Raw genomic sequence first — 25,105 nt, 5'->3', positions numbered from 1 at the left:
GGCATGTCTGATCCGATCGAGGTTCTGGATTTCTGGTTGGGCGAGATCGGCCCCGAGGGCTGGTATGCCGGCGGCGAAGAGATCGACGATGCCTGCGCCGTGCGGTTTGGCGCGTTGTGGGACGCGCTGCATGAGGGCGGGCTGGAGCATTGGGTCGATGGCGTGGTCGGCACGCTGGCCTATCTGATCGTGGCCGACCAGTTTTCGCGCAACATCCATCGCGGCAAGCCGGAGGCCTTTGCCAATGACATTCACGCCCGCGCTGCTGCGCGCCGCGCGCTGGACGAAGGCTGGGATCTGCTGGCCCCGGTGCCGGAGCGGCAGTTCTTTTACATGCCGCTGGAGCATTCCGAGGATATGGAAGATCAGGATGTGGCGGTGTCGCTGATGGCAACGCGGATGGAGGGCGATGCAGAGATTTTGCTGCATGCCCGCGCCCACCGTGAGATCATCGCGCGCTTCGGCCGCTTTCCGTTCCGCAACGCGGCTTTGGGGCGCGAAAGCACCCCTGAGGAAGCGGAATTTCTGGTCGAAGGCGGCTATATGGCGATCGTCAATCAGCTGCGCAGCAGCCATGCGTCTGGTGCATAGGGCCGAGGCGTCAGGTCCGTTGCTTGGTTTTCAGGAATAGTTTAAGGGTAAACCACTTTTTCCAGGGAGGGACGAATGGCAGCTCAGAGCTTTGACGTGATCGTGGTGGGCGCAGGCCCCGGTGGCTATGTGGCGGCGATCCGCGCCAGCCAGTTGGGCCAAAAGGTCGCGATTGTCGAACGCGAGCATCTGGGCGGCATCTGTCTGAACTGGGGCTGTATCCCGACCAAGGCCATGTTGCGCAGCGCCGAAGTGTTCCATTTGATGGAGCGCGCCAAGGAATTCGGCCTGAAAGCGGATGGCATCGGCTATGACCTGCCCGCCGTGGTGGCGCGGTCCCGCGCGGTGGCCAAGCAGCTCTCGGGCGGCATCGGCCATCTGATGAAAAAGAACAAGGTGACCGTGTTCATGGGCGCGGCGACGCTGCCCAAAGCCGGTGTGGTGTCGGTGAAGACCGACAAGGGTAGCGAAGAGCTGACGGCGAAGAACATCATCCTCGCCACCGGCGCGCGGGCCCGCGAATTGCCGGAGCTGGAGGCGGATGGCGATCTGGTCTGGTCGTACAAACACGCGCTGGTGGCGACCCGGATGCCGAAAAAGCTGCTGGTGATCGGATCGGGCGCGATCGGGATCGAGTTTGCGTCGTTCTTCAACACGCTGGGCGCTGACACCACGGTGGTCGAGGTGATGGACCGGATCCTGCCGGTCGAGGATGCCGAGATTTCGGCCTTTGCCAAGAAGAGCTTTGTCAAACAAGGCATGAAGATCATGGAAAAGGCGGCCGTCAAGAAGCTGGACCGCAAGCCGGGTGTCGGTGTCACCGCGCATATCGAGGTCGGCGGCAAGGTCGAAACCCATGAGTTTGACACGGTAATTTCGGCCGTGGGAATTGTCGGCAATGTCGAAAACCTTGGGCTGGAGGCTTTGGGGGTGAAGATCGACCGGACCCATGTGGTGACGGATGAATTCTGCCGCACCGGGGTGCCGGGCCTGTTCGCCATCGGCGATATCGCGGGCGCACCCTGGCTGGCGCACAAGGCCAGCCATGAGGGCGTGATGGTGGCCGAACTGATCGCGGGCGGCCATCCGCATGCCATCAAACCGGGCAGCATTGCCGGTTGCACCTATTGCCACCCGCAGATCGCATCGGTCGGCATGACCGAGGCCAAGGCGAAAGAGGCCGGGCATGAGATCAAGGTCGGGCGGTTCCCGTTCATCGGCAATGGCAAGGCGATTGCGCTTGGCGAGTCGGAAGGCATGATCAAGACGGTTTTTGACGCGAAAACCGGCGAATTGCTGGGCGCGCATATGATCGGCGCGGAAGTGACCGAGCTGATCCAGGGCTATGTGATCGGTCGCCAGCTGGAGACCACCGAGGAAGACCTGATGAACACGGTCTTCCCGCATCCGACCCTGTCGGAGATGATGCATGAGGCGGTGCTCGACGCTTACGGCCGCACACTGCATATGTAAGGCACGATTTTTCTGCGAAAAATCAGGGGGGCCTCGGCCCCCCAAGCCCCCAGAATATATGATAAGATGAAGGGCCGGTCATGCGGGCTGTTGTGACGGTGCTGGCCATCTGGTGTGCCGGGCTTGGGGCTGCGGCGCAGTTTGGCAAGATCTCGGTTCTGTTCGAGGTGCTGGGGGACCAGTATGCCGGGGCCTCTCCGGTGGCGCTGGGGCTGATCGTATCCATTGTCGGCATGGTGGGGCTGGTGTTTGGCACCACGGCGGGGCTGTTCGTCGCGCGGATCGGGCCGCGCCGGGCGATTGTGGCGGCGTTGCTGATGGGGGCTGCGATGAGTGCGCTGCAGTCGCTTGGCCTGTCCTACCCCGCGATGCTCGCCAGCCGGGTGGTTGAGGGTGTGTCGCATCTGGCCATTGTGGTGGTCGGGCCGACGGTGATTGCCGGACTGGCGGCGGCGCGGTTCCGGGCGCTGGCGATGACGCTGTGGTCAAGCTTTTTCGGGGTGACCTATGCGGTGCTGGCGCTGCTGGCGCCGCCCTTGCTGGCCGCCTATGGCGCGGCTGGGGTGTTTGTGGCGCATGCGCTCTGGATGGCGGGGATGGGGATCTGTCTGGCGCTGTTGCTGCCGCGCGATCCGCCCGCGCCGCAGATCGCCCGGCGGGGGGTGTTGCAACAGCATCTGTCGATCTATGCCTCGCCCCGGTTGTCTGCCCCGGCGCTGGGGTTCTTTTGCTATACATTCCTGTATGTTGCGATGCTGACGCTGGTGCCGCCCGATGTGCCGCTGGCGCAGCGGGCGCTGGCGGCGGCGGGGATGCCGCTGATCTCGATTGCGCTGTCGCTGACACTGGGGGTCTGGCTGTTGGGCCGGGTCTCGGCGGTGCGCGTGGTGCAGGGCGGCTATCTGGCGGCGGTGCCGGGGTTTGTGCTGCTGGCGCTGTTCTGGGGGCAGGGTACGGGGATGGTGCTGGGCGCGCTCTGGGTGTCGGCGGCGCTGGGGATCGTGCAGGGCGCGAGCTTTGCCGCGATCCCCGAGCTGAACGCCACGGCGGAAGACCGGGCGCAGGCGGCGGGGGCGATTGCGCAACTGGGCAATCTGGGGACCACCACAGGCACGCCGGTGCTGGCGGCGCTCTTGTTGGGGGCTGGCCCCTGGGGGTTGGCGCTGGTGGCCGGGCTGGCCTGCACGCTTGGCATAGTGCTGCATGCAGTGCAGGCCCGGCGGCGGGCGCGGCTGATCTGAGCGGCTTTTGCCTGTGTTCTTAATCTGTTCTTAATTTGATCTTGGAGACTCGCGCGAAAGCCCCTATCTGTGTCTCGGTATTGCGGGGTAGGTCATGGCTGAGCAGAAGTTCATCGAGGTGCGCGGCGCGCGCGAACACAATCTCAAGAACATTGATGTGGATATTCCGCGCGATCAGCTGGTGGTGATCACCGGGCTGTCAGGGTCGGGCAAATCCAGCCTCGCGTTTGACACGATCTATGCCGAAGGGCAGCGGCGCTATGTCGAGTCGCTGTCGGCCTATGCCCGGCAGTTTCTGGATATGATGGGCAAGCCCGATGTGGACCATATCTCGGGCCTGTCGCCTGCGATTTCCATCGAGCAGAAGACCACCAGCAAGAACCCGCGCTCCACCGTTGGCACGGTGACCGAGATTTACGACTACCTGCGCCTGTTGTTCGCCCGCGTCGGCACGCCCTATTCCCCCGCGACCGGGTTGCCGATCACGGCGATGCAGGTGCAGGATATGGTCGATGCGGTGATGGCGATGCCAGAGGGCAGCCGCGCCTATCTGCTGGCGCCGATCATCCGCGACCGCAAGGGGGAATATAAAAAGGAATTTCTGGACCTTAGAAAGCAGGGCTTTCAGCGGGTCAAGGTCAACGGCGCGTTCTACGAGCTGGAAGAGCCACCCACTCTGGACAAGAAGTTCCGCCACAACATCGACGTGGTGGTCGACCGCATCGTGGTGCGTGAGGGGCTGGAGACCCGGCTGGCCGATAGTTTCCGCACCGCGCTGAACCTGGCCGATGGCATTGCCGTGGTGGAAACCGCGCCGGCGGAAGAGGGGGCCGAGGGCGAGCGGACGACGTTTTCCGAGAAATTCGCCTGCCCGGTTTCCGGCTTTACCATTGCCGAAATTGAACCAAGGCTGTTTTCGTTCAACGCGCCGTTCGGGGCCTGCCCGGTCTGTGACGGGCTGGGGGTGGAGTTGTTCTTTGACGAGCGGCTCGTGGTGCCCGATCAGGGCCTGACCCTGATGCAGGGCGCGATTGCGCCATGGTCAAAGTCGAAAAGCCCTTATTTCACGCAGACCATTGACGCTTTGGCCCGGCATTACGAGTTTGATAAAAAGAAGAAATGGAAAGACCTGCCCGCGCATGTGCAGCAGCTGTTCCTGCACGGCTCGCATGGGGAGGAAATCGACTTTTCCTATGACGAGGGCGGCCGGGTCTACAAGGTGCGCCGGGTGTTCGAAGGCGTGATCCCGAATATGGAGCGTCGGTACAAGGAAACCGATTCTGCCTGGTCGCGTGAGGATATGGAGCGGTTTCAGAACAACCGCGATTGCGGCGCCTGTGGCGGCTACCGCCTGCGCCCCGAGGCTTTGGCGGTCAAGATCGGCGGGTTGCATGTGGGTCAGGTGGTCCGCATGTCGATCAGCGAGGCGCATGCCTGGATCTCGACCGTGCCGGAGGAGCTGACCGGGCAGAAGAACGAGATTGCGAAAGCGATCCTGAAGGAAATCCGCGAGCGTCTGGGATTCCTTGTCAATGTCGGGCTGAACTACCTGACCCTGTCGCGCAATGCGGGCACGCTGTCGGGCGGCGAGTCGCAGCGGATCCGGCTGGCAAGCCAGATCGGATCGGGGCTGACCGGCGTGCTCTATGTGCTGGACGAACCCAGCATCGGGCTGCATCAGCGCGACAATGACCGCCTGCTCACCACGCTGAAAAACCTGCGCGATCAGGGTAATACCGTGCTGGTGGTGGAGCATGACGAGGATGCGATCCGCGAGGCGGATTATGTGTTCGACATCGGGCCGGGGGCCGGGATTCATGGCGGCCGGGTGATCGCGCATGGCACCCCGGCGCAGGTTGCGGCCGATCCGGCCAGTCTGACCGGGCAATATCTGTCGGGCACGCGCGAGATTGCGGTGCCGAAAGTGCGGCGCAAGGGCAGCGGCAAAAAACTGACCGTGGTGGGCGCGACCGGCAACAACCTGCAAAATGTCACCGTGACCTTCCCCTTGGGGAAATTCGTTTGCGTGACCGGCGTGTCGGGCGGTGGCAAGTCGACGCTGACCATCGAGACGCTGTTCAAGACCGCTGCAGGCAAGCTGAACGGCGCGCGTGAAACGCCCGCACCCTGTGAGACGATCACCGGGTTTGAGCATCTGGACAAGGTGATCGACATCGACCAGCGCGCGATTGGCCGGACGCCACGCAGCAACCCCGCCACCTATACCGGGGCCTTTGGCCCGATCCGCGACTGGTTTGCCGGATTGCCGGAGTCGAAAGCGCGCGGCTATCAGCCGGGGCGGTTCTCGTTCAACGTCAAGGGCGGGCGCTGTGAGGCCTGTCAGGGCGATGGCGTGCTGAAGATCGAGATGAACTTTCTACCCGATGTTTACGTGACCTGCGAGACCTGCAAGGGCAAGCGCTATAACCGTGAAACTCTGGAAATAAAGTTCAAAGACAAGAGCATATCGGACGTTCTTGATCTGACATGTGAAGAGGCGCTTGGGTTTTTCCAGGCGGTGCCCAGCATCCGTGACAAGATGGATGCGCTGTGTCAGGTCGGACTTGGCTATATCAAGGTTGGCCAGCAGGCGACCACGCTGTCGGGCGGCGAGGCGCAGCGGGTAAAGCTGTCAAAGGAGCTCAGCCGCCGGGCGACCGGGCGGACGCTGTATATCCTGGACGAACCGACCACCGGCCTGCACTTTGAAGACGTGCGCAAGCTGTTGGAAGTGCTGCATGAACTGGTCGAACAGGGTAACACCGTGGTGGTGATTGAGCACAACCTTGATGTGATCAAAACCGCCGACTGGATCATCGACATCGGCCCCGAGGGCGGCGATGGCGGCGGTCTGATTGTGGCCGAAGGCACGCCGGAGGATGTGGCGCAGGTCGAGGCCAGTCACACCGGGCGCTACCTGAAAGACATGCTGAAACCCCGGCGTCACGCGGCTGAGTAGGGGTCTGATGTGAAAAAGGCGCTTCGGCTGTTCGGGCGCGGCTTTCAGCTGAAAGCTGCGGTCATGTTGCTGGTCTGGGTCTGGCTGGCGGTGTCCTTTCATGCGCATGGCGCGCTTGGTCTGGCGCTGCACGCCGCGCTTCTCGCGCTTGGTGCCGGGTTTGGCTGGGCCGCGTGGCAGCGACGCTGGGGGCTGCTGTGGTCGGGGATGGCAGTGTTGGCCGCGATGGCTGCGGTCTGGTGGGTGCTGCAAGACCCCCGCGATGACCGGATCTGGGCCAAGGATGTGCGCCACGGTGTGACGGCGGAATTTGACGGCGACCGTGTGACCTTGAGAAACGTGCGCAACTTTCGCTGGCAAGACCCTGATACGGCAGTGGAAAACTGGGAAACACGGGTGGTCGATGCAGGCCGCATCACCTCGCTCGATATGTTCACATCCGTATGGGACAGCCCGCTGATCGCGCATGTTCTGGTCAGTTTCGGCTTTGCGGATGGCCAGCGGATCGTGTTCTCTGGCGAGATCCGCCGCGAGGAAGGCGAGGTCTTCTCAGCCCTCGGGGGGTTTTTCCGACGCTATGAGCTGGTGATGATCGCCGCGGATGAGCGCGACATCGTTCATCTGCGCACCGATGCGCGCGGTGAGCAGGTGTCGCTGTTTCCAGTGACGCTGGACCCAGCTGCGCGCAAGCAGCTGTTTTTCAATTTCGTCAACCGCGCCAATGAATTGGCGGCGGAACCGGAGTGGTATCACACGCTGTTGGCCAATTGCACCACGGTGCCGTTCCGGCTGGTCAAGGGCATCGCCCCCGGTCTGGCGCTGGATTGGCGGGTGCTGGCCTCGGGCCATCTGCCGGGGTTCCTGCATGAGCTGGGCGTGGTGCAGCCCGATCTGCCGCTGGAGCAGGTGCTGGAGCGGGCAAAGCTGCCCAAGGCGGGCATGGATGCCCCCTCGGGTCAAAGCTATTCGGACTTGCTGCGCCGCGCCTGGACGCCCTGATCAGGTTTTCTTGACCGGGCAGGTGCTGACCCCGAGGATCGAATAGAGCGGGCAGGTCTGCATCAGCCCAGTGGCCAGCGGGATCACACCCAGCAGGAACAGCCAGCGATAACCTGCCCCCGGCATCAGGAAAAAGCCTGCGATCAGGGCCAGTCCGACGACGATGCGCAGAATTCGGTCGATGCCGCCAACATTGGTTTTGAGCATGGTGATCTCCTTTTGCTGCCCCTCAGGTCGGGCGTTTATGCTTTATACATCATATATACATATTCATCTATGTTAATTGATCTGGCGCAACGGATCATGCGCCAAGGTGTCGCAAGGCCTGCAAACGCAAACGGCGCCCCGGTGAGGGGGCGCCGCGATGGCCGTGCAGGCAGAATCAGTCCATCTGGCGGAAGTTGAGGCTCGCGCCCTCCTTGATCCCCGAGGGCCAGCGGGAGGTGATGGTCTTGGTCCGGGTGTAGAAGCGGAAGGCATCGGGCCCGTGCTGATTCAAGTCGCCGAAGGACGATTTCTTCCAGCCGCCAAAGGTGTGATAGGCCAGCGGCACCGGGATCGGCACGTTGATGCCGATCATGCCCACGTTGATCCGGTTGGCGAAATCGCGGGCGGTGTCGCCGTCGCGGGTGTAAAGCGCGATGCCGTTGCCGTATTCGTGGTCCATCGCGTAGCCGATGGCCTCCTCATACGACTTTGCGCGCACGGTTGACAGCACCGGACCAAAGATCTCCTTGCGGTAGATGTCCATGTCGGTGGTGACATGGTCAAACAGATGCGGGCCGACGAAGAAGCCGTTTTCATAGCCTTGCAGGTTGAAGTTGCGGCCATCGACCACCAGTTTCGCGCCTTGTGCGATGCCGGATTCGACCAGTTTCAGGATATTGGCCTTGGCGGCGGCGGTGACCACCGGGCCGTAATCCACATCATTGCCAGCGGTATAGGGGCCGACCTTGAGTTTTTCGATCCGGGGGATCAGCTTTTCGATCAGGCGGTCGGCGGTTTCATCGCCCACCGGCACCGCGACCGAAATCGCCATGCAGCGTTCACCTGCCGCGCCATAGCCAGCCCCGATCAGCGCATCGGCGGCCTGATCCAGATCGGCGTCGGGCATGATGATCATGTGGTTCTTGGCACCGCCAAAGCACTGCACCCGTTTGCCATTGGCGCAACCACGGCCATAGATGTATTCGGCAATCGGGGTCGAGCCGACAAAGCCCACGCCAGCGATTTCGGGGTTGTCGAGGATCGCATCAACCGCCGTCTTGTCGCCGTTGATGACCTGCAGCACGCCATCTGGCAGGCCCGCCTCCTGCATCAACTCGGCCAGCATCAGGGGCACTGACGGCGCGCGCTCGGAGGGTTTCAGGGTGAACGCGTTGCCGCAGGCCAAGGCGGGCCCCATTTTCCACATCGGGATCATGGCGGGGAAGTTGAACGGGGTGATTCCGGCAGCAACGCCAATGGGTTGGCGCATGGAATACATGTCGATGCCGGGGCCTGCGCTGTCGGTGAACTCCCCCTTCAGCAGGTGCGGTGCGCCGATGCAGAATTCCATCACCTCCAGCCCGCGCTGAATGTCGCCCTTGGCATCGGGGATGGTCTTGCCGTGTTCCGACGACAGCGCCTCGGCCAGCTTGTCCATGTCGCGGTTCAAGAGGTCGACGAACTTCATCATCACCCGCGCGCGACGCTGCGGGTTGGTGGCGCCCCATTTGACCTGCGCACGTGCGGCATCGGCGGTCGCGGCGTTCAGCTCTTCCGGGCTGGCAAGTGCCACGCGGGCCTGCACCTCGCCGATGGCGGGGTTGAACACATCGGCAAAGCGGCCTGACGTGCCGGCAACATGCTTGCCGTTGATCCAGTGACCGATCTCTTTCATAGGAACCTCCCTTTGGGTTGGCGTCACTATAGTCTTGCGGAAAAGTCGGATAAAGCGGCAATATCCCAAAAAGGTTTTGCAGGATTGCAAAGGTAGGGGCCCAAATCATGGATTGGGATGATCTGCGGGTGTTTCTGGCGGTCGCGCGCACCGAGACGCTGTCGGGGGCAGGCAAACGGCTGGGCCTGGACCCGGCGACGGTGGGACGGCGGGTGGCGCGGCTGGAGGAAGGGGCGGGGGCGCGGCTGTTCCTGAAATCGCCGCAGGGCTATGCGCTGACGGAGGAGGGCGCAAAGCTGGTGCCGCATGCCGAGGCAGCGGAGGCCGCGCTGACCGGCGCCGAGGAGGCGCTGCGGGGTGGTGGCGGCACCGGGCTGTCGGGGCAGATCCGCTTAGGCGCGCCGGATGGCTGCGCGAATTATATCCTGCCGCAGGTGATCCGGGCGATCTGTGACGAGAATCCGGCGCTGGAGGTTCAGATCGTGGCGCTGCCGCGCGTGTTCAACCTGTCGCGGCGCGAGGCGGATCTGGCGATCGGGGTCAGCCGTCCGCAGGCCGGGCGGCTCACGGTGCAGAAGCTGACCGATTACCGGCTGCATCTGGTGGCGCATCCGGAGTATCTGGCCGATGCCCCGCCACTGCGCGGACTGGCCGATCTGAAGGCGCATCGGGTGGTGGGCTATATCGCCGACATGATCTTTGACAAAGAGCTGGATTATCTGGGCCCGCTGGGCGCGAACACGCCAGCGATGGCGTCAAATTCGGTCTCGGTGCAGCTGAACCTGCTGCGCGCCGGTGCGGGGGTGGGGGTCGCGCATGATTTTGCGCTGCCCTTTGCGCCGGAGCTGGTCAAGGTGCTGACCGGGGCGCTGTCGCTGACCCGCGCGTTCTGGCTGATCCGGCATGAGGGGGACGCGCATTCGGCGCGGCTGTCGCGCTTTGCTGACCGGCTGGCGCAGGGCATCCGGCGTGAGGTGCAGCGTCTGGAATCCCGGACCACGGCCGCCGATGACCCACAGGACGCTTGACAGAATGTCGCAGCGGGCGGACGCTTGGCCTTGCCGGGTCAAGGGAGGACAAGGATGATTGTTCAGCAAATTCTGAAACTGAAAGCCAGCAATGATGTGATCACTGTACCGCCAGGCGCTGATGTGAGCCATGTGGCGGAGATTCTGGCCACGCGCAAGATCGGCACGGTTGTGGTGTCGAGCGATGGCAAGACCATTCTGGGGATCGTGTCAGAGCGCGATATCGTAGCGGAGGTGGCGCGCAACGGTAATGTTTGCCTGATTGCCCCGGTCGAGGCGATCATGACCAAGGCAGTGCAATGCTGCAAATGTGCGGAAAGCGCGGATTCGGTGCTGGAGCGGATGACCACGGGCCGGTTCCGTCACATGCCGGTGGTCGAGGGCGATGAGATGGTCGGCCTGATCTCGATCGGCGATGTGGTCAAGGCGCGGCTGATGCAGCTGGCTGCCGAAAAAGATGCGCTGGAAGGCATGATCAAAGGGTTCTGACCCGCGCCCGGCTGCCCTTCGGGCGGGGTCGCTGTCGGCGACGGTTGCCCGGAGGGGGCTAGGTGCGGCCAAGCCCCGTCACGCTTTCGTGCTTGCAATCCGCTGCCTAATATTGTTGCGTGCCCGGAGTTTGGAAACGGGGGATCTCATGCGCATCGGCCTTTATCCCGGCACATTCGATCCTGTCACCCTGGGGCATGTCGATATCATCCAGCGCGCGATGGCGCTGGTTGACCGGCTGGTGATTGGCGTTGCGATCAACCGTGACAAGGGGCCACTGTTCAGTCTTGAGGACCGGGTGTCGATGGTCGAGGCGGAATGCGCCGCCATCACCGCCCGCACTGGCGGCGAGATTGTGGTGCATCCGTTTGAAAACCTGCTGATTGATTGCGCCCGCGATGTGGGCGCCGGTGTGATCGTGCGCGGCCTGCGGGCGGTGGCGGATTTTGAATATGAATTTCAGATGGTTGGCATGAACCGTGCGCTGGACGCCAGCATCGAGACGGTGTTTCTGATGGCCGATGCCCGGCGGCAAGCGATTGCGTCAAAGCTGGTGAAAGAGATTGCGCGGCTGGGGGGGGATGTGTCGAAGTTCGTGACGCCCCCGGTCGATGCCGCGCTGCGCCGCAGGTTCGGCACCCGGTTGTAACGCACTGATCCGGCACGAAAAAGGGGGGCAGATGCCCCCCCTTTGCGATTGATCGGGCGAGATCGCCGGCTGATCCCTGCCCGAGGCCCAATACCCCCTCCCCAGAAGGGGTGGGCCTGTGCCAAATGCTTCAGGCGGCCTGACCGTAGACAGCGCTGCGCGCAATGCGCGGGGCATCGCCCGGGTAAATTCCAAGGTCGAGCGCCACATCCAGCGGCAGGTTTGCAATCTCGTTTCGGGTCTTGCGGTAGCGCGCATAGGTTGCAGCAGCGTCGCGGATCATTTCATAGACAGAGATCATCATGTCTCTCCTTTCACAAAGGCGGTGAATCGGATGTTCCTTGCCGCCTGTCCGTGAAATGGGGGCCATGGATAGCGCTAACAACCCGCAGAACTGGCGCGGCTCCATGCAACCTGTGCATGGCTACTTCGCGGCGCTCATCCCCCGACGCAGCCAGCTGGCTTTGACCGGAGCCGGTTCGCCACTTTGCGGCAGCTGGCTGGCATCCAGCGCCACACCACGCTTTTCGGCACTGGCCTGAACGGCGGTGCACAGCTGCGGCGCGCGGCGCAGCAGATCCAGAAACCGCGTTTCCTCCAGCGTGAGCAGGGTGGTGTGGCTGATCGCTGTCACCCGCGCCCGGCGCGAGCGGCGCAACAACAACGACAGCTGCCCGAACATCTCGCCCCGGCCCAGCAGAAAGCGGCTGCTGGCCTGCTCCGCCTCGACCGCGCCGCTTGCGATGAACCAGACCCGGTCGGGCTTGTCATCCTTGCGCATCAGAATGTCGCCGGGTTTGGCGTAAACCGTCTTCATCTGCTTGGCGAGTTGCGACAGCGACTCGGGGTCCAGATCCGAGAACAGCGGAAAGCTGCGCACGATGTCGCTGCGTTGCAGGCGCAGGTCCAGCCGGGGGCGGGCGGCAAGGGCCGCGCGCTCGCCTGCGGTCTGATCACGCAGCGACAGCCGCAGTTCGGGGCCGATCAAGCCGTCGGCGGTCATCTGGTCATACTCCGCCTCTTCGCGCTGCATCACCAGACGGCGGATCAGGCGGCGTTCCAGCTCTTCGGCATAGCCGGGGAACTGGGTGCGCAGCCCCTCCATCTCGCGGTTGGTGTCCTCGATCCGGCGTTTGATCAGATCGTGCAGCAGGCCCGCCACCCGGCGCGAGTGGATGCGCATGATCCGGCCCTCGATAAATCCGGTAAGCGCCCGCAGCATCTGACGATGCGCAACCAGCGCCTCGAACCGGTCTTCGGTCAGCCGGGCCAGCGGTTGTTTCAAGCGGAAGCGGTTGTGCAGCCATTCCGCCGCGCGCAGGGTGCGGCTGGCCATCAGCGACCGGCGCGCCTGCGCACGATAGCCGGAGCGGCCTTCGGTCAGGGTGGCCTCGATCAGGCGGTCGGCGTCGGCCAGCATCCGGTCGGCCAGACGCGGCGACATCAGGTTTTCCTGAAACGCCTCCAGGATCAGATCGCGCTCATGCCCGGCAAGCGCAAGCAGGCCCAGCGTCACCCGGTCTTTTTCCAGAATGTCGCGCGCCTCATCGGCGCGTTCCACGGCCAGGTTCAGCCGCTCGCCAAAGCGCACGGCCTCATCCCGGACGATGGCGGGGGTCAGGTCCATCTCACGCGCGGTTTCCGACACGGTTTCGCGCACCTCTTGCAAGGACACCGCCACCACCTGATCCGACAGCGCCCGGTCAAGGGGCGACAGGCGGTCAAGGCCAAGTCTGGAGATCACCCAGCGCAGCGTGGTCCCCTGAACCAGCAGCGTGAACAGGACAAAGCCGGTGGCGATGATGCCGACCTGACGTTTGGTTTCGACAAAGATGCCGGGGTTTTCGGTCACGGCAAGCGCCAGCGCCAGAGTGACGGCACCGCGCAGCCCGCCCCAGAGGATCGCGATCCGGTAGGGCGGATCGACCTGCGGCGACAGTCCCGTCGCGGTCAGCAGCGGCAGGATGCCGTACAGCACGATGGCGCGAGCCACAAACGCGGCGATGACCGTCACAAAGATCAGGCCGATATCGGTGGGGCGCAGGTCGGCCAGCACACGCGGCACCAAGAGGGCGGCCAACACAAAGATCAGCCCGCCGGCCCAATAGGCGATCAGCGCCCAGGCATCGCGCAGCTGCGCCAGGGCGGGCGGCGAGATCCGGCCCGGGGCGGAAAAGTTGACCGTCATCCCCGCCGCAACCACGGCCACCACGCCAGACGCGCCGATCACCTGATCGGTGAACAGAAAGGTGACAAAGGGGGTGGCAAAGCTGATCGACACCTGCGCCAGCGGCCAGAGGTTCATCCAGCCCATCACCTGAACCGCCAGCCTGCCGACCAGCCAGCCAACCGACGCCCCGGCGATGATCAGCCAGGGCAATTCCAGCAGCGCCAGACCGATGTTCGGCTCGGCATCACGGGCGGCAACGGCGACCAGAAACACCGAGGTCAGCGCGATGGCGGCCGCGTCGTTCAAGAGACTTTCGCCCTCCACGATCCGGGCCAGCCGTTGCGGCGCGGGGGTGGCGCGGAAGATGCTGACCACGGCAGACGGATCGGTGGTCGAGACAATCGCGCCGATCAGCAGACAGGCGATCAGCGGCAGCGGGGTAAAGGGTTTCAGCGCCATGCCGATCACAAAGGTCGCCACCACCACGGCCACCACTGCCAGCACCAGAACCGGCACCCAGTCGTCGAGCAACCGGCGCAGGTTCAGGGTCAGCGAGACCTGAAAGATCAGCACCGGCAGGAAGATATAGATGAACAGATCGGACGAGATCGGCAGCGTCAGAATCGCCAGCGCCAGCGGGTTCAGCGCATCGGTGACTTCGGTGCGGAAGAACCACGCCGCCGCCGCCCCGATGCCGATGCCGATGGCGGCCAGAATCACGGTGACAGGCAGGCGCAACCGGGCCGCCAGCGGCTCGGACAGGGCGATGGCCAAAAACAGGCCAGACAAAATGGCGAGGAAAACAATCAGGTCCATGCCGCGATGATAACCCTTTGGTCACCCGAGAAAAAGGAAGGGCCGGTCACGAAACGTGACCGGCCCGAAACATGTACGCGATGGCGCGATCCTCAGATCAGTTTGCCCATGGCGACAGCGGTATCGGCCATCCGGTTCGAGAACCCCCATTCATTGTCGTACCAGGTCAGGATCGAGCAGAACGTGCCGTCCATCACCTTGGTCTGGTCCATATGGAACACCGAAGAATGCGGGTCGTGGTTGAAGTCGGACGAGACATTCTTGAACTCGGTATAGCCCAGAATGCCCTTGAGCTTGCCATCCGCCGCCGATTGGATCGCGGCGTTAATCTCATCGACCGAAGTTTCGCGTTTGGCGATGAATTTCAGGTCCACCACGCTGACGTTCGGCGTGGGCACGCGGATGGCAAAGCCATCCATGCGGCCCTTCAGCTCTGGCAGGACCAGACCGACCGCCTTGGCCGCCCCGGTGCTGGTCGGGATCATCGACAGGGCGGCGGCGCGGCCCCGGTACAGATCCTTGTGCATGGTATCCAGCGTCGGCTGGTCGCCGGTGTAGCTGTGGATCGTGGTCATCATGCCTTTTTCAATGCCGATCACCTCGTTCAGCACATAGGCCACGGGCGACAGGCAGTTGGTGGTGCACGACGCGTTCGAGACGATCAGATCGTCTTTGGTCAGGGTGTCATGGTTCACGCCATACACGATGGTCTTGTCCGCGCCCTCACCGGGGGCCGAGATCAGCACGCGTTTGGCACCGTTTTCCAGATGCGCCTGGCACTTTTCCTTGGACGTGAAGATGCCGGTGCATTCCATCACCACATCCACATCCGACCACGGCAGATCGGCGGGATTGCGCAGGGCGGTGACGCGGATGCGGCCCCGGCCCGCGTCGATCCAGTCTTCGCCGGTGGTTACGGTGCCGGGAAAGCGGCCATGCACCGAGTCGAACCGCAACAGGTGCGCGTTGGTCTCAACCGGCCCCAGATCATTGATCGCAACGACCTCAATATCGGTGCGGCCCGATTCGATGATCGCGCGCAGCACATTGCGCCCGATGCGCCCGAATCCGTTGATGGCAACTTTGACCGTCATGGCAATCTCCTCTGATAGCGACTCGGATGTCACGTTTAGCGCTAACATCACCAGTCAGCGCCAGAAATCAACGGCAGACTGGCGCGATCAGCGCCAGAATGCCAGCCATTCGATCATATCGGCGAATTTCATCAGAAGAAACATCATCGCGCGGGACTCGTTCAACCCGATGTCAGCGGCTATCGCCGCCACGATGATCAGGCCAAGGCTCAGGGCAATCCGGTCGGTCACGTTGTCCCCATCCGGGGGCCAGCCCCGTTATTGCAGCAGCCGTCCCATCACCCCGGCCACATCGGCCATCCGGCAGGAAAAGCCCCATTCGTTGTCATACCATGCCAGAACGCGGACAGAACGGCCCACCACACGGGTCTGGTCAGGGGCAAAGATAGACGAATGCGGCGTGTGATTGAAGTCGATAGAGACCTTGGGTTCGGGATCATAGGACATGACCATGCCCATGTATCCGCCGCAGGCCTCGCGCACGATCTGGTTCACCTCGTCCACCGTCACAGACTTGGCGGCGATAAAGGTCAGATCCACGGCGCTCACATTCGGGGTCGGCACCCGCAGCGAGGTGCCATCCAGTTTGCCCGCCAGTTCCGGCAGCACCTCGCCCAGAGCTTTTGCCGCGCCGGTGGTGGTGGGGATCATCGCCATGGCGGCAGCGCGGGCGCGGTACAGATCCTTGTGGCGGCGGTCGAGCGTGGGCTGATCGCCGGTATAGCTGTGGATCGTGGTCATGATGCCGGATTCGATGCCGATGGCGTCATTCAGCACCTTGGCCAGCGGGGCAAGGCAATTGGTCGTGCAAGACCCGTTCGACACCACATGATGATCCGGGGTCAGGGCGCGATGGTTGACGCCGTATACCACCGTCATGTCGGCGCGTTTGGCCGGGGCGCTGACCAGCACCCGCTTGGCCCCGCGCGTCAGATGCACGGCGGCGCGGTCGCGGTCGTTGAACTTGCCGGTGCATTCCAGCACCACATCGACGCCGTCCCAGTCCAGTTCAGACGGCTCATAGGTGCTTTGCACCCGGATCGGGCCACGGCCCAGATCCAGCGTGGTGCCGCTGACCTTGATCACACCGGGATACCGGCCATGCACCGAGTCGTATTTCAGCAGATGGGCGTTGGTTTCAATCGGCCCGGTGGCGTTGATCGCCACCACCTGCACGTCATTGCGGTTCGATTCCGCGATATGCGCCAGCGTGCAGCGCCCGATACGGCCAAAGCCATTGATGCCGACGGTGATGGTCATGCGTCTCTCCTGCCTGAAGCTGGCTGTCGGATACAATCCGCGTCGGCGTCTGCCTAGATCAAAAGCGACACATTATCATGATGTTAGCGCAAACCTGCGCTGTTTGCGCTAACGATTTGCGGGCTTTGCCTTTGTCTTGGGCGTCAGCTAAAAGCAACCGAACGTCATGGGGTGACTGAATGAGCGGTTTGCTGGCCTTGCTGGATGATGTGGCCGCGATTGCCAAGGTGGCGGCGGCCTCGGTTGATGACATTGCGGCGGCGGCGGCCAAGGCCGGGGCAAAGGCAGCCGGGGTGGTGATCGACGATGCCGCCGTGACGCCGAAATATGTCACCGGCTTTTCCGCCGAGCGTGAATTGCCGATCATCTGGCGCATTTCGCTGGGGTCGCTGAAAAACAAGCTGGTGATCCTGTTGCCGGGCTTGCTGGCGCTGGACGCGTTCCTGCCACAGGCGATCACGCCGCTGTTGATGCTGGGCGGAGCCTATCTGTGCTTTGAGGGGGCGGAAAAGGTGTTTCACCTGCTGTTTCCGCATGCCGATGCCGTGGTGGCGGCGGATCTGTCCACTGGCGACCCGCTGCATCTGGAAGAAGAAAAGGTCGCAGGCGCGATCAAGACCGATTTCATCCTGTCCGCCGAGATCATGACCATCGCCCTTGCCGCGATCCCGCAAGGGGAATTGTGGATAGAGGCAATCACGCTGGCCATTGTGGGGGCGATGATTACGGTCGTGGTCTACGGCGCGGTGGCGCTGATCGTGAAGATGGATGATGTCGGCCTGCATATGGCGGCCACCGGCCGCACTGGCGCCGGTCGCAGCATTGGGCGCGGGCTGGTGGCCTTGATGCCAAAGCTGCTGGCGGTGCTGTCGGTCGTCGGCACGCTGGCGATGCTCTGGGTCGGCGGGTCAATCGTTATTCATGGCATGGAAGAGCTGGGCTTTGGCTGGCTGGGCCATCATATCCACGACTGGGCCGCTGTCGCAGGGCATCTGGTGCCGCAAGGGGTGGCGGCGGTGGAATGGATCGCCAAGGCGGTGATGGACGGCATCTTTGGTCTGGCCCTGGGGCTGGTGCTGATCCCGGTTGCCACCCGGGTGATCATGCCGCTGTGGTCGGCGGTCACCGGCAAGCGCTCTGCGCCCTGATCAGACCGCTCAGGCGACTTTCAGCAGGTGGTTCAGATCGGTGTTGTCGCGCATCAGATCGGCGACCGTCATCGTATCAAGTTTGCTGTAAAACGCATCCAGCGCAGAGGTCAGTGCCGGTTTCAGCCGACACGACCCAATGAGCGGGCAATTGCACTCTTCCCCCGCAAAGCACTCGGCAAACGGCAGTCCGGCTTCGAACTGGCGGAAGATCTCGCCCACCGAGATCCGTTCGGGGCTGCGGCCCAGCATCAGCCCCCCGGCACGTCCGCGCACGGTGCGCAGATAGCCCTGTTGGGCGAGCAGGTGAATCACCTGCGCCAGATGGTTTTCACTGGCGTTGCAGGCTGCGGCCACCTCGCGTTTGCGCACGATCTGGTCGGGATTTGCGGCGCAGAACATCAGGGTCCGCATCGCGAGATTGGTTCGGGTGGTCAGTCGCATTGCTGGGCCTCGGGTGTTTGGGTCTGTGGGCACCATGCTCAAGTTGGCTGGCCGCGAGGTTGATCCAGATCAGATTGCCGGGCTCTGAGGTAAAATAAACCTGTATCAGCGGTTCGTATTTCGCGGCCCGTGCCTGCTGATTGATCCAGATCAAGTTTCCCTGACGAAAATACATTCATTTATATGAATGGATTTAAAGGGGGAGTGACCATGTCCGAATCACTGTATTTACGCGCAGCGCTGCCATCGCGACGTGGCTTTCTGACGGCGGCAGCGGGGGGCGTGGCCCTTGCCAGCCTTGGCGCGCCCGCGCGGGCGCAGGCGGTGCGCACCAAGGCGCGGATCGTGATTGTCGGGGCAGGGGCGGGCGGCACCGGTATCGCCAATCGTCTGGCCGAACGGCTGGAGGGGGCCGAGATCACCATCGTCGATGGCCGCAAGGATCACTGGTATCAGCCGGGGTTTACGCTGATCGCGGCAGGGCTGAAACCGGCGGGGTATTCGGTATCCTCGACCGGCGACTGGCTGCCCCGGTCGGTCAAATGGGTCGAGGATTATGCCGCCAACATCGACCCGGTGGCGCAGACCGTGACCACAGCGGACGGCACCAGGCTGGATTACGACTACCTGATCGTCGCGGCGGGCCTGACGCTGAACTGGGCCGGGGTCGAAGGGTTCGATCTGGCGCAGGTCGGCCAGAACGGCATCGGCGCGGTTTATGCCGGGCCAGACCAGGCGGAAGCCACCTGGCGCGCGATGGATGCCTTTACCGACACCGGCGGCACCGCCCTGTTCAGCCGTCCGGCGACCGAGATGAAATGTGCGGGGGCACCGCTGAAATACGCCTTCCTCACGGACGATTATCTGCGCCGCAAAGGCACGCGCGACAAGAGCCAGATGATCTATGCCGCCCATAACAAGGCGCTGTTTTCAGTGCCGATCGTCAATGAAAAGCTCAAACTGCTGTTTCGCGACCGGGGCGTGGATGTGCGCTATGACCATGTGCTCAAGGCCATTGATGTGGCAGCGAAAACCGCGACCTTCACCACTCCGGCCTCTCAGGCGATCAAGGAGGGCGTGATCGTCGATACCGCTGCCACCGAGCAGACCATCGCCTTTGACTTCATCAACGTGATCCCGCCGATGACCGCGCCAAAGGTGGTGCAGGAGTCGGGCCTGTCCTGGGCTGACAAATGGGTGGGGCAGGGCTGGATCGAGGTGGATCAGGGCACGCTGCGCCATCTGCGCTATCCCAACGTTTTTGGCATCGGTGATATCAACGGCGTGCCCAAGGGCAAGACCGCGGCTTCGGTCAAATGGCACATTCCGGTGGTCGAAGATCACCTTGTGGCCGCGTTGCAGGGCAAAGAGGGCACGGCGGTGTTCAACGGCTATACCTCTTGCCCGATGATCACCCGGATCGGCCGCGCGATGCTGATCGAGTTTGACTATCAGGACAATCTGGTGCCGTCGTTCCCGGGCGTGATCGCGCCGCTGGAAGAGCTGTGGATCAGCTGGCTGATGAAGGAAACCGCATTGAAGCCAACCTATAACGCCATGCTGCGCGGCAAAGCCTGAGGAGGGGAAAACCATGAAGGATCTGACACTTCAGACGCTGATCGCGGTCTGGGAAGAGATGTTCGGGCGGGGGCTGTTCTGGCTTATGGCCGGTGTCGCTGTTGTGGTGACCGCGGCCTATCTGTTCGTGCTGTTGCGCGACCGGCAGATGTCGATGCGCAAGTTTCTGCTGGCGCAGTTGTCGATGCCGTTCGGGGCGATTGCCGCCGTGCTGTTCGTGCAGGGCATCACCTCGTCCGGGTTCCGCGATATTGGCGGGCCGGTTGATGTGCTGGTGCTGCTGGCGGTCGCGGCAGCCGGGGCAATCGGCCTTGCGATACTGGTCTACACCGCCCAGTCTTTGCTGCGCAAACAGGACTGATGCCTGCAGATTGGGCAGCACGCGCGCCGTGACGGTTCTGCCGTCGCGGCGCGTCTTGGGTTGCGACCGGAGCAAAGCCGGATCATTCAAAGCGCTTTGAAAGATTTAAGTACCCGATAAATAACAGATTTAATTCCGTGCGTTTGCGGGGCGATTGCGGTAACTGTTGGTTCAGGCTTCGTGACATGACGCCAAGGGGGAAGGCGTGGCAAAGGTGCGGGTGCTTGACCCTGCGCGCCACGCGACTAGCCTGAGGCGGATGTGCCGCAACCCCAAACCGTGGAACCCGATGTGAACGATCTCAGCCCCAATCCGACCACGTTGAAAGCGAATGTTCTGCGGCATCTGGCCTTTACGCTGGGCAAGGACGTTGATCACGCCAGCACCTATGACTGGCGCATGGCGCTGTCATTCGCGATCCGCGACCAGATCATGGAGCCGTGGTTCGCCTCGACCCGCAAGACCTGGGGCACCGATCACAAACGGGTTTACTACCTGTCGATGGAATTCCTGATCGGGCGTCTGCTGGAGGATGCGACCGTCAACCTTGGCCTGCGCGATCAGGCCGAAGAGGTGATGGCCGGCTTTGGCCAGGATTTCCGCACCCTTGTCGAAGATGAGCCGGATGCAGCCCTTGGCAACGGCGGGTTGGGGCGGTTGGCGGCCTGTTTCATGGAGTCGATGGCCACGCTGGGCTGCCCGGCCTATGGCTATGGCATCCGCTATGAACACGGGTTGTTCCGCCAGCGCTTTGAAGGCGGGCGTCAGGTCGAAACCCCCGAGGATTGGCTGAAGCAGGATCATCCGTGGGAGTTCGCGCGGCCCGAAGCGGCCTATGTGATCCCGTTCAAGGGCCATATCGAGCAACAGGGCGGCCGCGATGTCTGGGTGCCTGGGGAGACCTTAGTGGCCTCGGCGCATGACACGCCGGTGGTTGGCTGGCAGGGCAAATGGGCCAACACGCTGCGGCTGTGGGGGGCGCTGCCCACCACGATGTTCGACCTCGACCGGTTCAACCGGGGCGATTACGCCGCTGCCGCCGAGCCGGAGACGCTGGCGCGCACGCTGTCGCGCGTGCTTTACCCCGATGACACCACCTATCAGGGCAAGGAACTGCGCCTGAAGCAGGAGTTTTTCCTGACCTCTGCCGCCCTGCAAGACATTCTGCGCCGCTTTCTTACCTCGCATTCCGATCTGCGCAAACTGCCCGATCATGTTGCGATCCAGATGAACGACACCCACCCGGCGATTGCTGGGCCAGAGCTGATCCGGCTGCTGGTCGATGATCATGACATGCCGTTCGATCAGGCGCTGCCGGTGGCGCGGGCCTGCCTTGGCTATACCAACCACACCCTGCTGCCCGAGGCGCTGGAACGCTGGGCCACCTATACCTTTGGCAACGTGTTGCCGCGCCATATGCAGATCGTCGAGCAGATCGACCATTGGCACAAGACCGAGCACCGGGGTCGCCCGCATTACATCGGCATCGTCAAGCACCATGAGGTGCGGATGGGCGAGCTGGCGTTCATCATGGCGCACAAGGTCAACGGCGTCTCGGCGCTGCATTCCGACCTGATCAAGAAGAACCTGTTCCCGGAACTGCACGCGCTGCACCCCGACCGGATTGTGAACCAGACCAACGGCGTAACCCCGCGCCGCTGGCTGAAGATGTGCAACAAGCCGCTGTCGGGCCTGATCACCGATACCATCGGATCAGGCTGGGAGGCGGATCTGGATCTGCTCAAGGGTCTGGAAAAACCGATTGAAACCAAAGCCTTCCGCGCCGAATTTGATGCGGCCAAACGCGCGAACAAGGTGGCGCTGTCGGACTGGCTGGCCAGCCATGAGGGCATCATGGTGAACCCGGATGCGCTGTTTGACGTGCAGATCAAGCGGATCCACGAATACAAACGGCAACTTCTGAACATCCTGCAGACCATCGGCCATTGGGAAGCGATCAAGCAGAACCCGAATGCCAACTGGGTGCCACGCGTCAAGATCTTTGGCGGCAAGGCAGCACCGGGCTATGCAGTGGCCAAGGAAATCATCCGTCTTATCAATGATGTGGCCGAGGTTATCAACAACGACCCCATCAGCGGCGATCTGTTGAAAATCGTCTTTCCGGCCAATTACAACGTCTCGATGGCCGAACGGCTGATCCCGGCGGCGGATCTGTCGGAACAGATCTCGACCGCCGGCAAAGAGGCGTCGGGCACCGGAAACATGAAGTTCATGATCAATGGTGCTCCGACCATCGGCACACTGGACGGCGCGAATGTCGAGATTTTGCAAGAGGTTGGCGACGACAACTTCTTCCTGTTCGGCATGACCACCGCTGAGGCGATGGCGCGGCGGCAAGACCCCGACCACGCCCGCAAGGCGATCGAGGCCAGCCAGACGCTGCAGGATGTGTTGCAGATGATCGCCGAAGGCCGGTTCAGCCCCGATGACAAGGGCCGCTACCATGATCTGGTCCACCGGGTCTGGCATCACGATTATTTCCTCGTGGCCAGTGACTTCGACGCCTATGATCAGGCGCAGGCGCGGGTCGATACCGCCTATGCTGACCGCGACAACTGGGTGAAAATGGCGGCTCTGAACACGGCGCGGTCGGGGTTCTTTTCCTCGGACCGCACCATCCGCAGCTATATGAAAGACGTCTGGAACGTGACCTCGGCGCTGTAGCGCCGGGGCCGGACCGGGCGCGCTGACTTTGGGAGGAGCCAGCATGGCCGATATCACGATCGACGAAGACGTGGCCTGGGCCATTGCCGAGGGGCGTCACGGCGACCCGTTTTCGGTGCTGGGCCTGCACAAGCGCGGTGGCAAATGGGTGGTGACCGCCTTTGTGCCGGGGGCGGAACGGTTGTGGGTCCTGACCGGGAAATCAGGTCAGCAAACCGAGGCAAGCCATTGGGGGCAGGGGATTTTCATCGCAACCCTGCCGCGCAAGGCGGCGTATCGTCTGCGCGCGACCGGTCATGACACCACCTGGGAATTCGAAGATCCCTTCCGCTTTGGTCCGGTGCTGGGCGAGCTGGATGAATACCTGCTGGGCGAAGGCACGCACAAGCGGTTGTGGCAGGTGCTGGGCGCGCATGTGATCACGCATGAAGGGGTGTCGGGCACCCATTTCGCAGTCTGGGCTCCGAACGCCGAACGCGTCTCGGTGGTGGGGGATTTCAACATCTGGGACGGCCGCCGCCACCCGATGCGCCGTCGTGGTGCTACCGGCGTGTGGGAAACCTTTGTGCCCGGTCTGGGCGAAGGCGCGACCTATAAATACGAACTGCGCGGTCCGGGTGGCCAGACCCTGCCGCTCAAGGCCGATCCGGTTGGCTTCGGCTCTGAACATCCGCCTGCAAATGCCTCTGTTGTCAGGACAATCTCCGGCGACTTCCATGATGCTGACTGGATGGAAACCCGGCACACGCGGCAAAATGTCGATGCGCCAATCTCGGTCTATGAGGTGCATCTGGGCTCATGGCGGCGCGCGCCGGGCGACCGGATGCTATCCTACATTGAGCTCGCCGAGCAACTTGTTGATTATGCAGTCGATATGGGCTTTACCCATATCGAATTGCTGCCCGTCAGCGAATTTCCGTTTGATGGCTCCTGGGGTTATCAGCCGGTGGGCCTGTTTGCTCCCACCATCCGCCACGGCACCCCGCCGGAGTTTCGGGCGTTCATTGATGCCGCTCATAAAAGGGACCTGGGCGTTCTGCTCGACTGGGTGCCGGGGCATTTCCCGACCGATGCGCATGGGCTGGGCCAGTTTGACGGCACCCCGCTCTATGAGCATGCCGACCCGCGCGAGGGGTTTCACAACGACTGGAACACCCTGATCTACAATTACGGGCGCAATGAGGTGCAGAACTTTCTGGTCTCCAACGCGCTGTATTGGCTGGAGGAATTCCATATCGACGGGCTGCGCGTCGATGCAGTCGCCTCGATGCTCTACCGCGATTACAGCCGCAAGGCGGGCGAATGGGTGCCCAACCGCGACGGCGGACGCGAGAATTACGAAGCCATTGCCATGCTCAAACGCATGAACATCGTGGCCTATGGCGAGAGCCCCGGCGTGATGACGGTGGCCGAGGAGTCGACGGCCTTTCCGGGCGTCAGCCGTCCGGTGAACCATGGCGGGCTTGGGTTCGGGTTCAAATGGAACATGGGCTGGATGAACGACACCCTGTCCTACATGGAAAAAGACCCGATCCACCGCAAGTTTCACCACCACATGATGACCTTTGGCCTGCATTACGCGTGGTCGGAAAACTACATCCTGCCGATCAGCCATGATGAGGTGGTGCATGGCAAAGGCTCGATGCTGGGCAAGATGCCGGGCAATGGCGACGAGAAATTCGCCAACCTGCGCGCCTATTACGGCTTCATGTGGGCGCATCCGGGCAAGAAGCTGTTGTTCATGGGACAGGAGTTTGCCCAAGGGGCAGAGTGGAACCATAACCAGAGCCTCGACTGGCATCAGCTTGAAATCCCTGCGCATTCCGGCATTCAGGCGCTGGTGCGCGATCTGAACCGGGTGTACCGCGACACGCCCGCGCTGCATGTGAACGACACAAGGCCCGAGGGGTTCGAGTGGATCGAGAGCAATGACGCCGAGGCCAGCGTTTACGCCTGGGTCCGCAAGGGCAGACCGGGCGATGCGATGGTGGTGGCGCTGGTCAACATGACCCCGGTGGACCGGCGCTACCGCGTCGGGCTGCCTGCGGGCGGCGATTGGGCGGAACTTCTGAACACCGATGCGGTTGTTTATGGCGGGGGCAATCGCGGCAATCTGGGCGGGATCACGGCAGAGGAGGTGCAGTGCCACGGCCGGCCGTGGTCGGCGGTTGTCACAGTGCCGCCGCTGTCGGCGGTCTATCTGAAACAGGGGGGTCTTGCGTAACGCAAGAAGAGGGA

General features: G+C 62.7%; 21 protein-coding genes. 13 read left to right on the top strand and 8 right to left on the bottom strand.

All coding sequences use genetic code 11. The features are described from left to right. Positions 1–3: 3 nt before the first annotated feature. From J2X53_RS16950 to J2X53_RS16930, 5 genes are all read left to right on the top strand, one after another. On the top strand, positions 4–591 hold the full coding sequence (locus tag J2X53_RS16950) for a DUF924 family protein (protein ID WP_349038675.1): 588 nt from the start codon (positions 4–6) through the stop codon (positions 589–591). 75 nt (positions 592–666) lie between these two features. Continuing rightward, positions 667–2,064 (top strand): dihydrolipoyl dehydrogenase, encoded by a 1,398-nt coding sequence (gene lpdA / locus J2X53_RS16945; RefSeq protein ID WP_349038674.1) that lies wholly within the window; start codon positions 667–669, stop codon positions 2,062–2,064. Positions 2,065–2,144: 80 nt separating this feature from the next. Next, positions 2,145–3,305 (top strand): MFS transporter, encoded by a 1,161-nt coding sequence (locus J2X53_RS16940; protein ID WP_349038673.1) that lies wholly within the window; start codon positions 2,145–2,147, stop codon positions 3,303–3,305. A 94-nt stretch (positions 3,306–3,399) separates the two neighbouring features. Then, positions 3,400–6,264 (top strand): excinuclease ABC subunit UvrA, encoded by a 2,865-nt coding sequence (gene uvrA / locus J2X53_RS16935; protein WP_349038672.1) that lies wholly within the window; start codon positions 3,400–3,402, stop codon positions 6,262–6,264. A 9-nt stretch (positions 6,265–6,273) separates the two neighbouring features. Then, positions 6,274–7,263, top strand: coding sequence for a DUF4105 domain-containing protein (locus J2X53_RS16930; protein WP_349038671.1), 990 nt, complete (start codon positions 6,274–6,276; stop codon positions 7,261–7,263). On the opposite strand, the gene J2X53_RS16925 is transcribed toward J2X53_RS16930, so the two are convergent. Together J2X53_RS16925 and J2X53_RS16920 are read right to left on the bottom strand one after the other, a co-directional pair. Next, positions 7,264–7,470, bottom strand: a complete 207-nt coding sequence (locus tag J2X53_RS16925) for a DUF2892 domain-containing protein (protein ID WP_349038670.1) — start codon at positions 7,468–7,470, stop codon at positions 7,264–7,266. Positions 7,471–7,645: 175 nt separating this feature from the next. Beyond that, positions 7,646–9,145, bottom strand: a complete 1,500-nt coding sequence (locus tag J2X53_RS16920) for a CoA-acylating methylmalonate-semialdehyde dehydrogenase (protein ID WP_349038669.1) — start codon at positions 9,143–9,145, stop codon at positions 7,646–7,648. Positions 9,146–9,252: 107 nt separating this feature from the next. On the opposite strand from J2X53_RS16920, the gene J2X53_RS16915 reads away from it, so the two are divergent. From J2X53_RS16915 to coaD, 3 genes are all read left to right on the top strand, one after another. Continuing rightward, a complete protein-coding gene (locus tag J2X53_RS16915; RefSeq protein ID WP_349038668.1) occupies positions 9,253–10,173 on the top strand; it encodes a LysR family transcriptional regulator in 921 nt (306 codons plus the stop codon). 54 nt (positions 10,174–10,227) lie between these two features. Beyond that, on the top strand, positions 10,228–10,662 hold the full coding sequence (locus J2X53_RS16910) for a CBS domain-containing protein (protein ID WP_349038667.1): 435 nt from the start codon (positions 10,228–10,230) through the stop codon (positions 10,660–10,662). A gap of 148 nt (positions 10,663–10,810) precedes the next feature. After that, the gene (gene coaD / locus J2X53_RS16905; protein WP_349038666.1) at positions 10,811–11,311 is read left to right on the top strand and encodes a pantetheine-phosphate adenylyltransferase; all 501 of its coding nucleotides are present in this window, start codon (positions 10,811–10,813) and stop codon (positions 11,309–11,311) included. A gap of 130 nt (positions 11,312–11,441) precedes the next feature. Here the strand turns inward: coaD and J2X53_RS16900 are convergent, their stop codons facing one another. From J2X53_RS16900 to gap (J2X53_RS16880), 5 genes are all read right to left on the bottom strand, one after another. Continuing rightward, positions 11,442–11,612, bottom strand: coding sequence for a hypothetical protein (locus J2X53_RS16900; protein WP_349038665.1), 171 nt, complete (start codon positions 11,610–11,612; stop codon positions 11,442–11,444). A gap of 123 nt (positions 11,613–11,735) precedes the next feature. After that, positions 11,736–14,297 (bottom strand): cation:proton antiporter, encoded by a 2,562-nt coding sequence (locus J2X53_RS16895; RefSeq protein ID WP_349038664.1) that lies wholly within the window; start codon positions 14,295–14,297, stop codon positions 11,736–11,738. Between the two features lie 92 nt (positions 14,298–14,389). Then, positions 14,390–15,391 carry a type I glyceraldehyde-3-phosphate dehydrogenase gene (gap, locus tag J2X53_RS16890; protein WP_349038663.1) on the bottom strand — a complete coding sequence of 334 codons (1,002 nt, stop codon included), beginning with the start codon at positions 15,389–15,391 and terminating at the stop codon, positions 14,390–14,392. A gap of 87 nt (positions 15,392–15,478) precedes the next feature. Next, positions 15,479–15,622 carry a hypothetical protein gene (locus tag J2X53_RS16885; RefSeq protein ID WP_349038662.1) on the bottom strand — a complete coding sequence of 48 codons (144 nt, stop codon included), beginning with the start codon at positions 15,620–15,622 and terminating at the stop codon, positions 15,479–15,481. A 27-nt stretch (positions 15,623–15,649) separates the two neighbouring features. Next, positions 15,650–16,651, bottom strand: a complete 1,002-nt coding sequence (gap, locus tag J2X53_RS16880) for a type I glyceraldehyde-3-phosphate dehydrogenase (protein ID WP_349038661.1) — start codon at positions 16,649–16,651, stop codon at positions 15,650–15,652. Positions 16,652–16,830: 179 nt separating this feature from the next. Between gap (J2X53_RS16880) and J2X53_RS16875 the strand changes: the two genes are divergently transcribed. Next, on the top strand, positions 16,831–17,799 hold the full coding sequence (locus J2X53_RS16875) for a DUF808 domain-containing protein (RefSeq protein WP_349038660.1): 969 nt from the start codon (positions 16,831–16,833) through the stop codon (positions 17,797–17,799). Between the two features lie 9 nt (positions 17,800–17,808). Here J2X53_RS16875 and J2X53_RS16870 read toward each other — a convergent pair whose 3' ends face one another. Further along, positions 17,809–18,243, bottom strand: a complete 435-nt coding sequence (locus J2X53_RS16870) for an Rrf2 family transcriptional regulator (RefSeq protein WP_349038659.1) — start codon at positions 18,241–18,243, stop codon at positions 17,809–17,811. Between the two features lie 210 nt (positions 18,244–18,453). On the opposite strand from J2X53_RS16870, the gene J2X53_RS16865 reads away from it, so the two are divergent. The 4 genes from J2X53_RS16865 to glgB all read left to right on the top strand — a co-directional run bounded on the left by J2X53_RS16865 (position 18,454) and on the right by glgB (position 25,091). After that, on the top strand, positions 18,454–19,821 hold the full coding sequence (locus J2X53_RS16865; RefSeq protein WP_349038658.1) for an FAD/NAD(P)-binding oxidoreductase: 1,368 nt from the start codon (positions 18,454–18,456) through the stop codon (positions 19,819–19,821). Positions 19,822–19,834: 13 nt separating this feature from the next. Further along, complete coding sequence (locus tag J2X53_RS16860) at positions 19,835–20,182, top strand: DUF5368 domain-containing protein (RefSeq protein ID WP_349038657.1); 348 nt, start codon at positions 19,835–19,837, stop codon at positions 20,180–20,182. A gap of 291 nt (positions 20,183–20,473) precedes the next feature. After that, positions 20,474–22,867, top strand: coding sequence for a glycogen/starch/alpha-glucan phosphorylase (locus tag J2X53_RS16855; protein WP_349038656.1), 2,394 nt, complete (start codon positions 20,474–20,476; stop codon positions 22,865–22,867). Between the two features lie 43 nt (positions 22,868–22,910). After that, complete coding sequence (gene glgB, locus J2X53_RS16850; protein ID WP_349038655.1) at positions 22,911–25,091, top strand: 1,4-alpha-glucan branching protein GlgB; 2,181 nt, start codon at positions 22,911–22,913, stop codon at positions 25,089–25,091. The last annotated feature ends 14 nt before the right edge of the window (positions 25,092–25,105 follow it).

It is taken from the genome of Pseudotabrizicola sp. 4114 (assembly GCF_031457365.1).
In the GTDB taxonomy this organism is placed as follows: Bacteria; Pseudomonadota; Alphaproteobacteria; order Rhodobacterales; family Rhodobacteraceae; genus Pseudotabrizicola.
This window is presented reverse-complemented; position numbering and strand designations above follow the sequence as displayed.

Bases quoted from the DNA above. Each gene is read 5' to 3' on its own strand.
- J2X53_RS16940 (WP_349038673.1), top strand. From the start codon at position 2,145: ATGCGGGCTGTTGTGACGGTGCTGGCCATCTGGTGTGCCGGGCTTGGG.
- J2X53_RS16875 (WP_349038660.1), top strand. From the start codon at position 16,831: ATGAGCGGTTTGCTGGCCTTGCTGGATGATGTGGCCGCGATTGCCAAG.
- gap (WP_349038663.1), bottom strand. From the start codon at position 15,391: ATGACGGTCAAAGTTGCCATCAACGGATTCGGGCGCATCGGGCGCAAT.
- gap (WP_349038661.1), bottom strand. From the start codon at position 16,651: ATGACCATCACCGTCGGCATCAATGGCTTTGGCCGTATCGGGCGCTGC.
- J2X53_RS16910 (WP_349038667.1), top strand. From the start codon at position 10,228: ATGATTGTTCAGCAAATTCTGAAACTGAAAGCCAGCAATGATGTGATC.
- J2X53_RS16925 (WP_349038670.1), bottom strand. From the start codon at position 7,470: ATGCTCAAAACCAATGTTGGCGGCATCGACCGAATTCTGCGCATCGTC.
- J2X53_RS16950 (WP_349038675.1), top strand. From the start codon at position 4: ATGTCTGATCCGATCGAGGTTCTGGATTTCTGGTTGGGCGAGATCGGC.
- lpdA (WP_349038674.1), top strand. From the start codon at position 667: ATGGCAGCTCAGAGCTTTGACGTGATCGTGGTGGGCGCAGGCCCCGGT.
- J2X53_RS16900 (WP_349038665.1), bottom strand. From the start codon at position 11,612: ATGATCTCTGTCTATGAAATGATCCGCGACGCTGCTGCAACCTATGCG.
- J2X53_RS16895 (WP_349038664.1), bottom strand. From the start codon at position 14,297: ATGGACCTGATTGTTTTCCTCGCCATTTTGTCTGGCCTGTTTTTGGCC.
- J2X53_RS16915 (WP_349038668.1), top strand. From the start codon at position 9,253: ATGGATTGGGATGATCTGCGGGTGTTTCTGGCGGTCGCGCGCACCGAG.
- J2X53_RS16870 (WP_349038659.1), bottom strand. From the start codon at position 18,243: ATGCGACTGACCACCCGAACCAATCTCGCGATGCGGACCCTGATGTTC.
- J2X53_RS16920 (WP_349038669.1), bottom strand. From the start codon at position 9,145: ATGAAAGAGATCGGTCACTGGATCAACGGCAAGCATGTTGCCGGCACG.
- coaD (WP_349038666.1), top strand. From the start codon at position 10,811: ATGCGCATCGGCCTTTATCCCGGCACATTCGATCCTGTCACCCTGGGG.
- J2X53_RS16860 (WP_349038657.1), top strand. From the start codon at position 19,835: ATGAAGGATCTGACACTTCAGACGCTGATCGCGGTCTGGGAAGAGATG.
- J2X53_RS16865 (WP_349038658.1), top strand. From the start codon at position 18,454: ATGTCCGAATCACTGTATTTACGCGCAGCGCTGCCATCGCGACGTGGC.
- glgB (WP_349038655.1), top strand. From the start codon at position 22,911: ATGGCCGATATCACGATCGACGAAGACGTGGCCTGGGCCATTGCCGAG.
- uvrA (WP_349038672.1), top strand. From the start codon at position 3,400: ATGGCTGAGCAGAAGTTCATCGAGGTGCGCGGCGCGCGCGAACACAAT.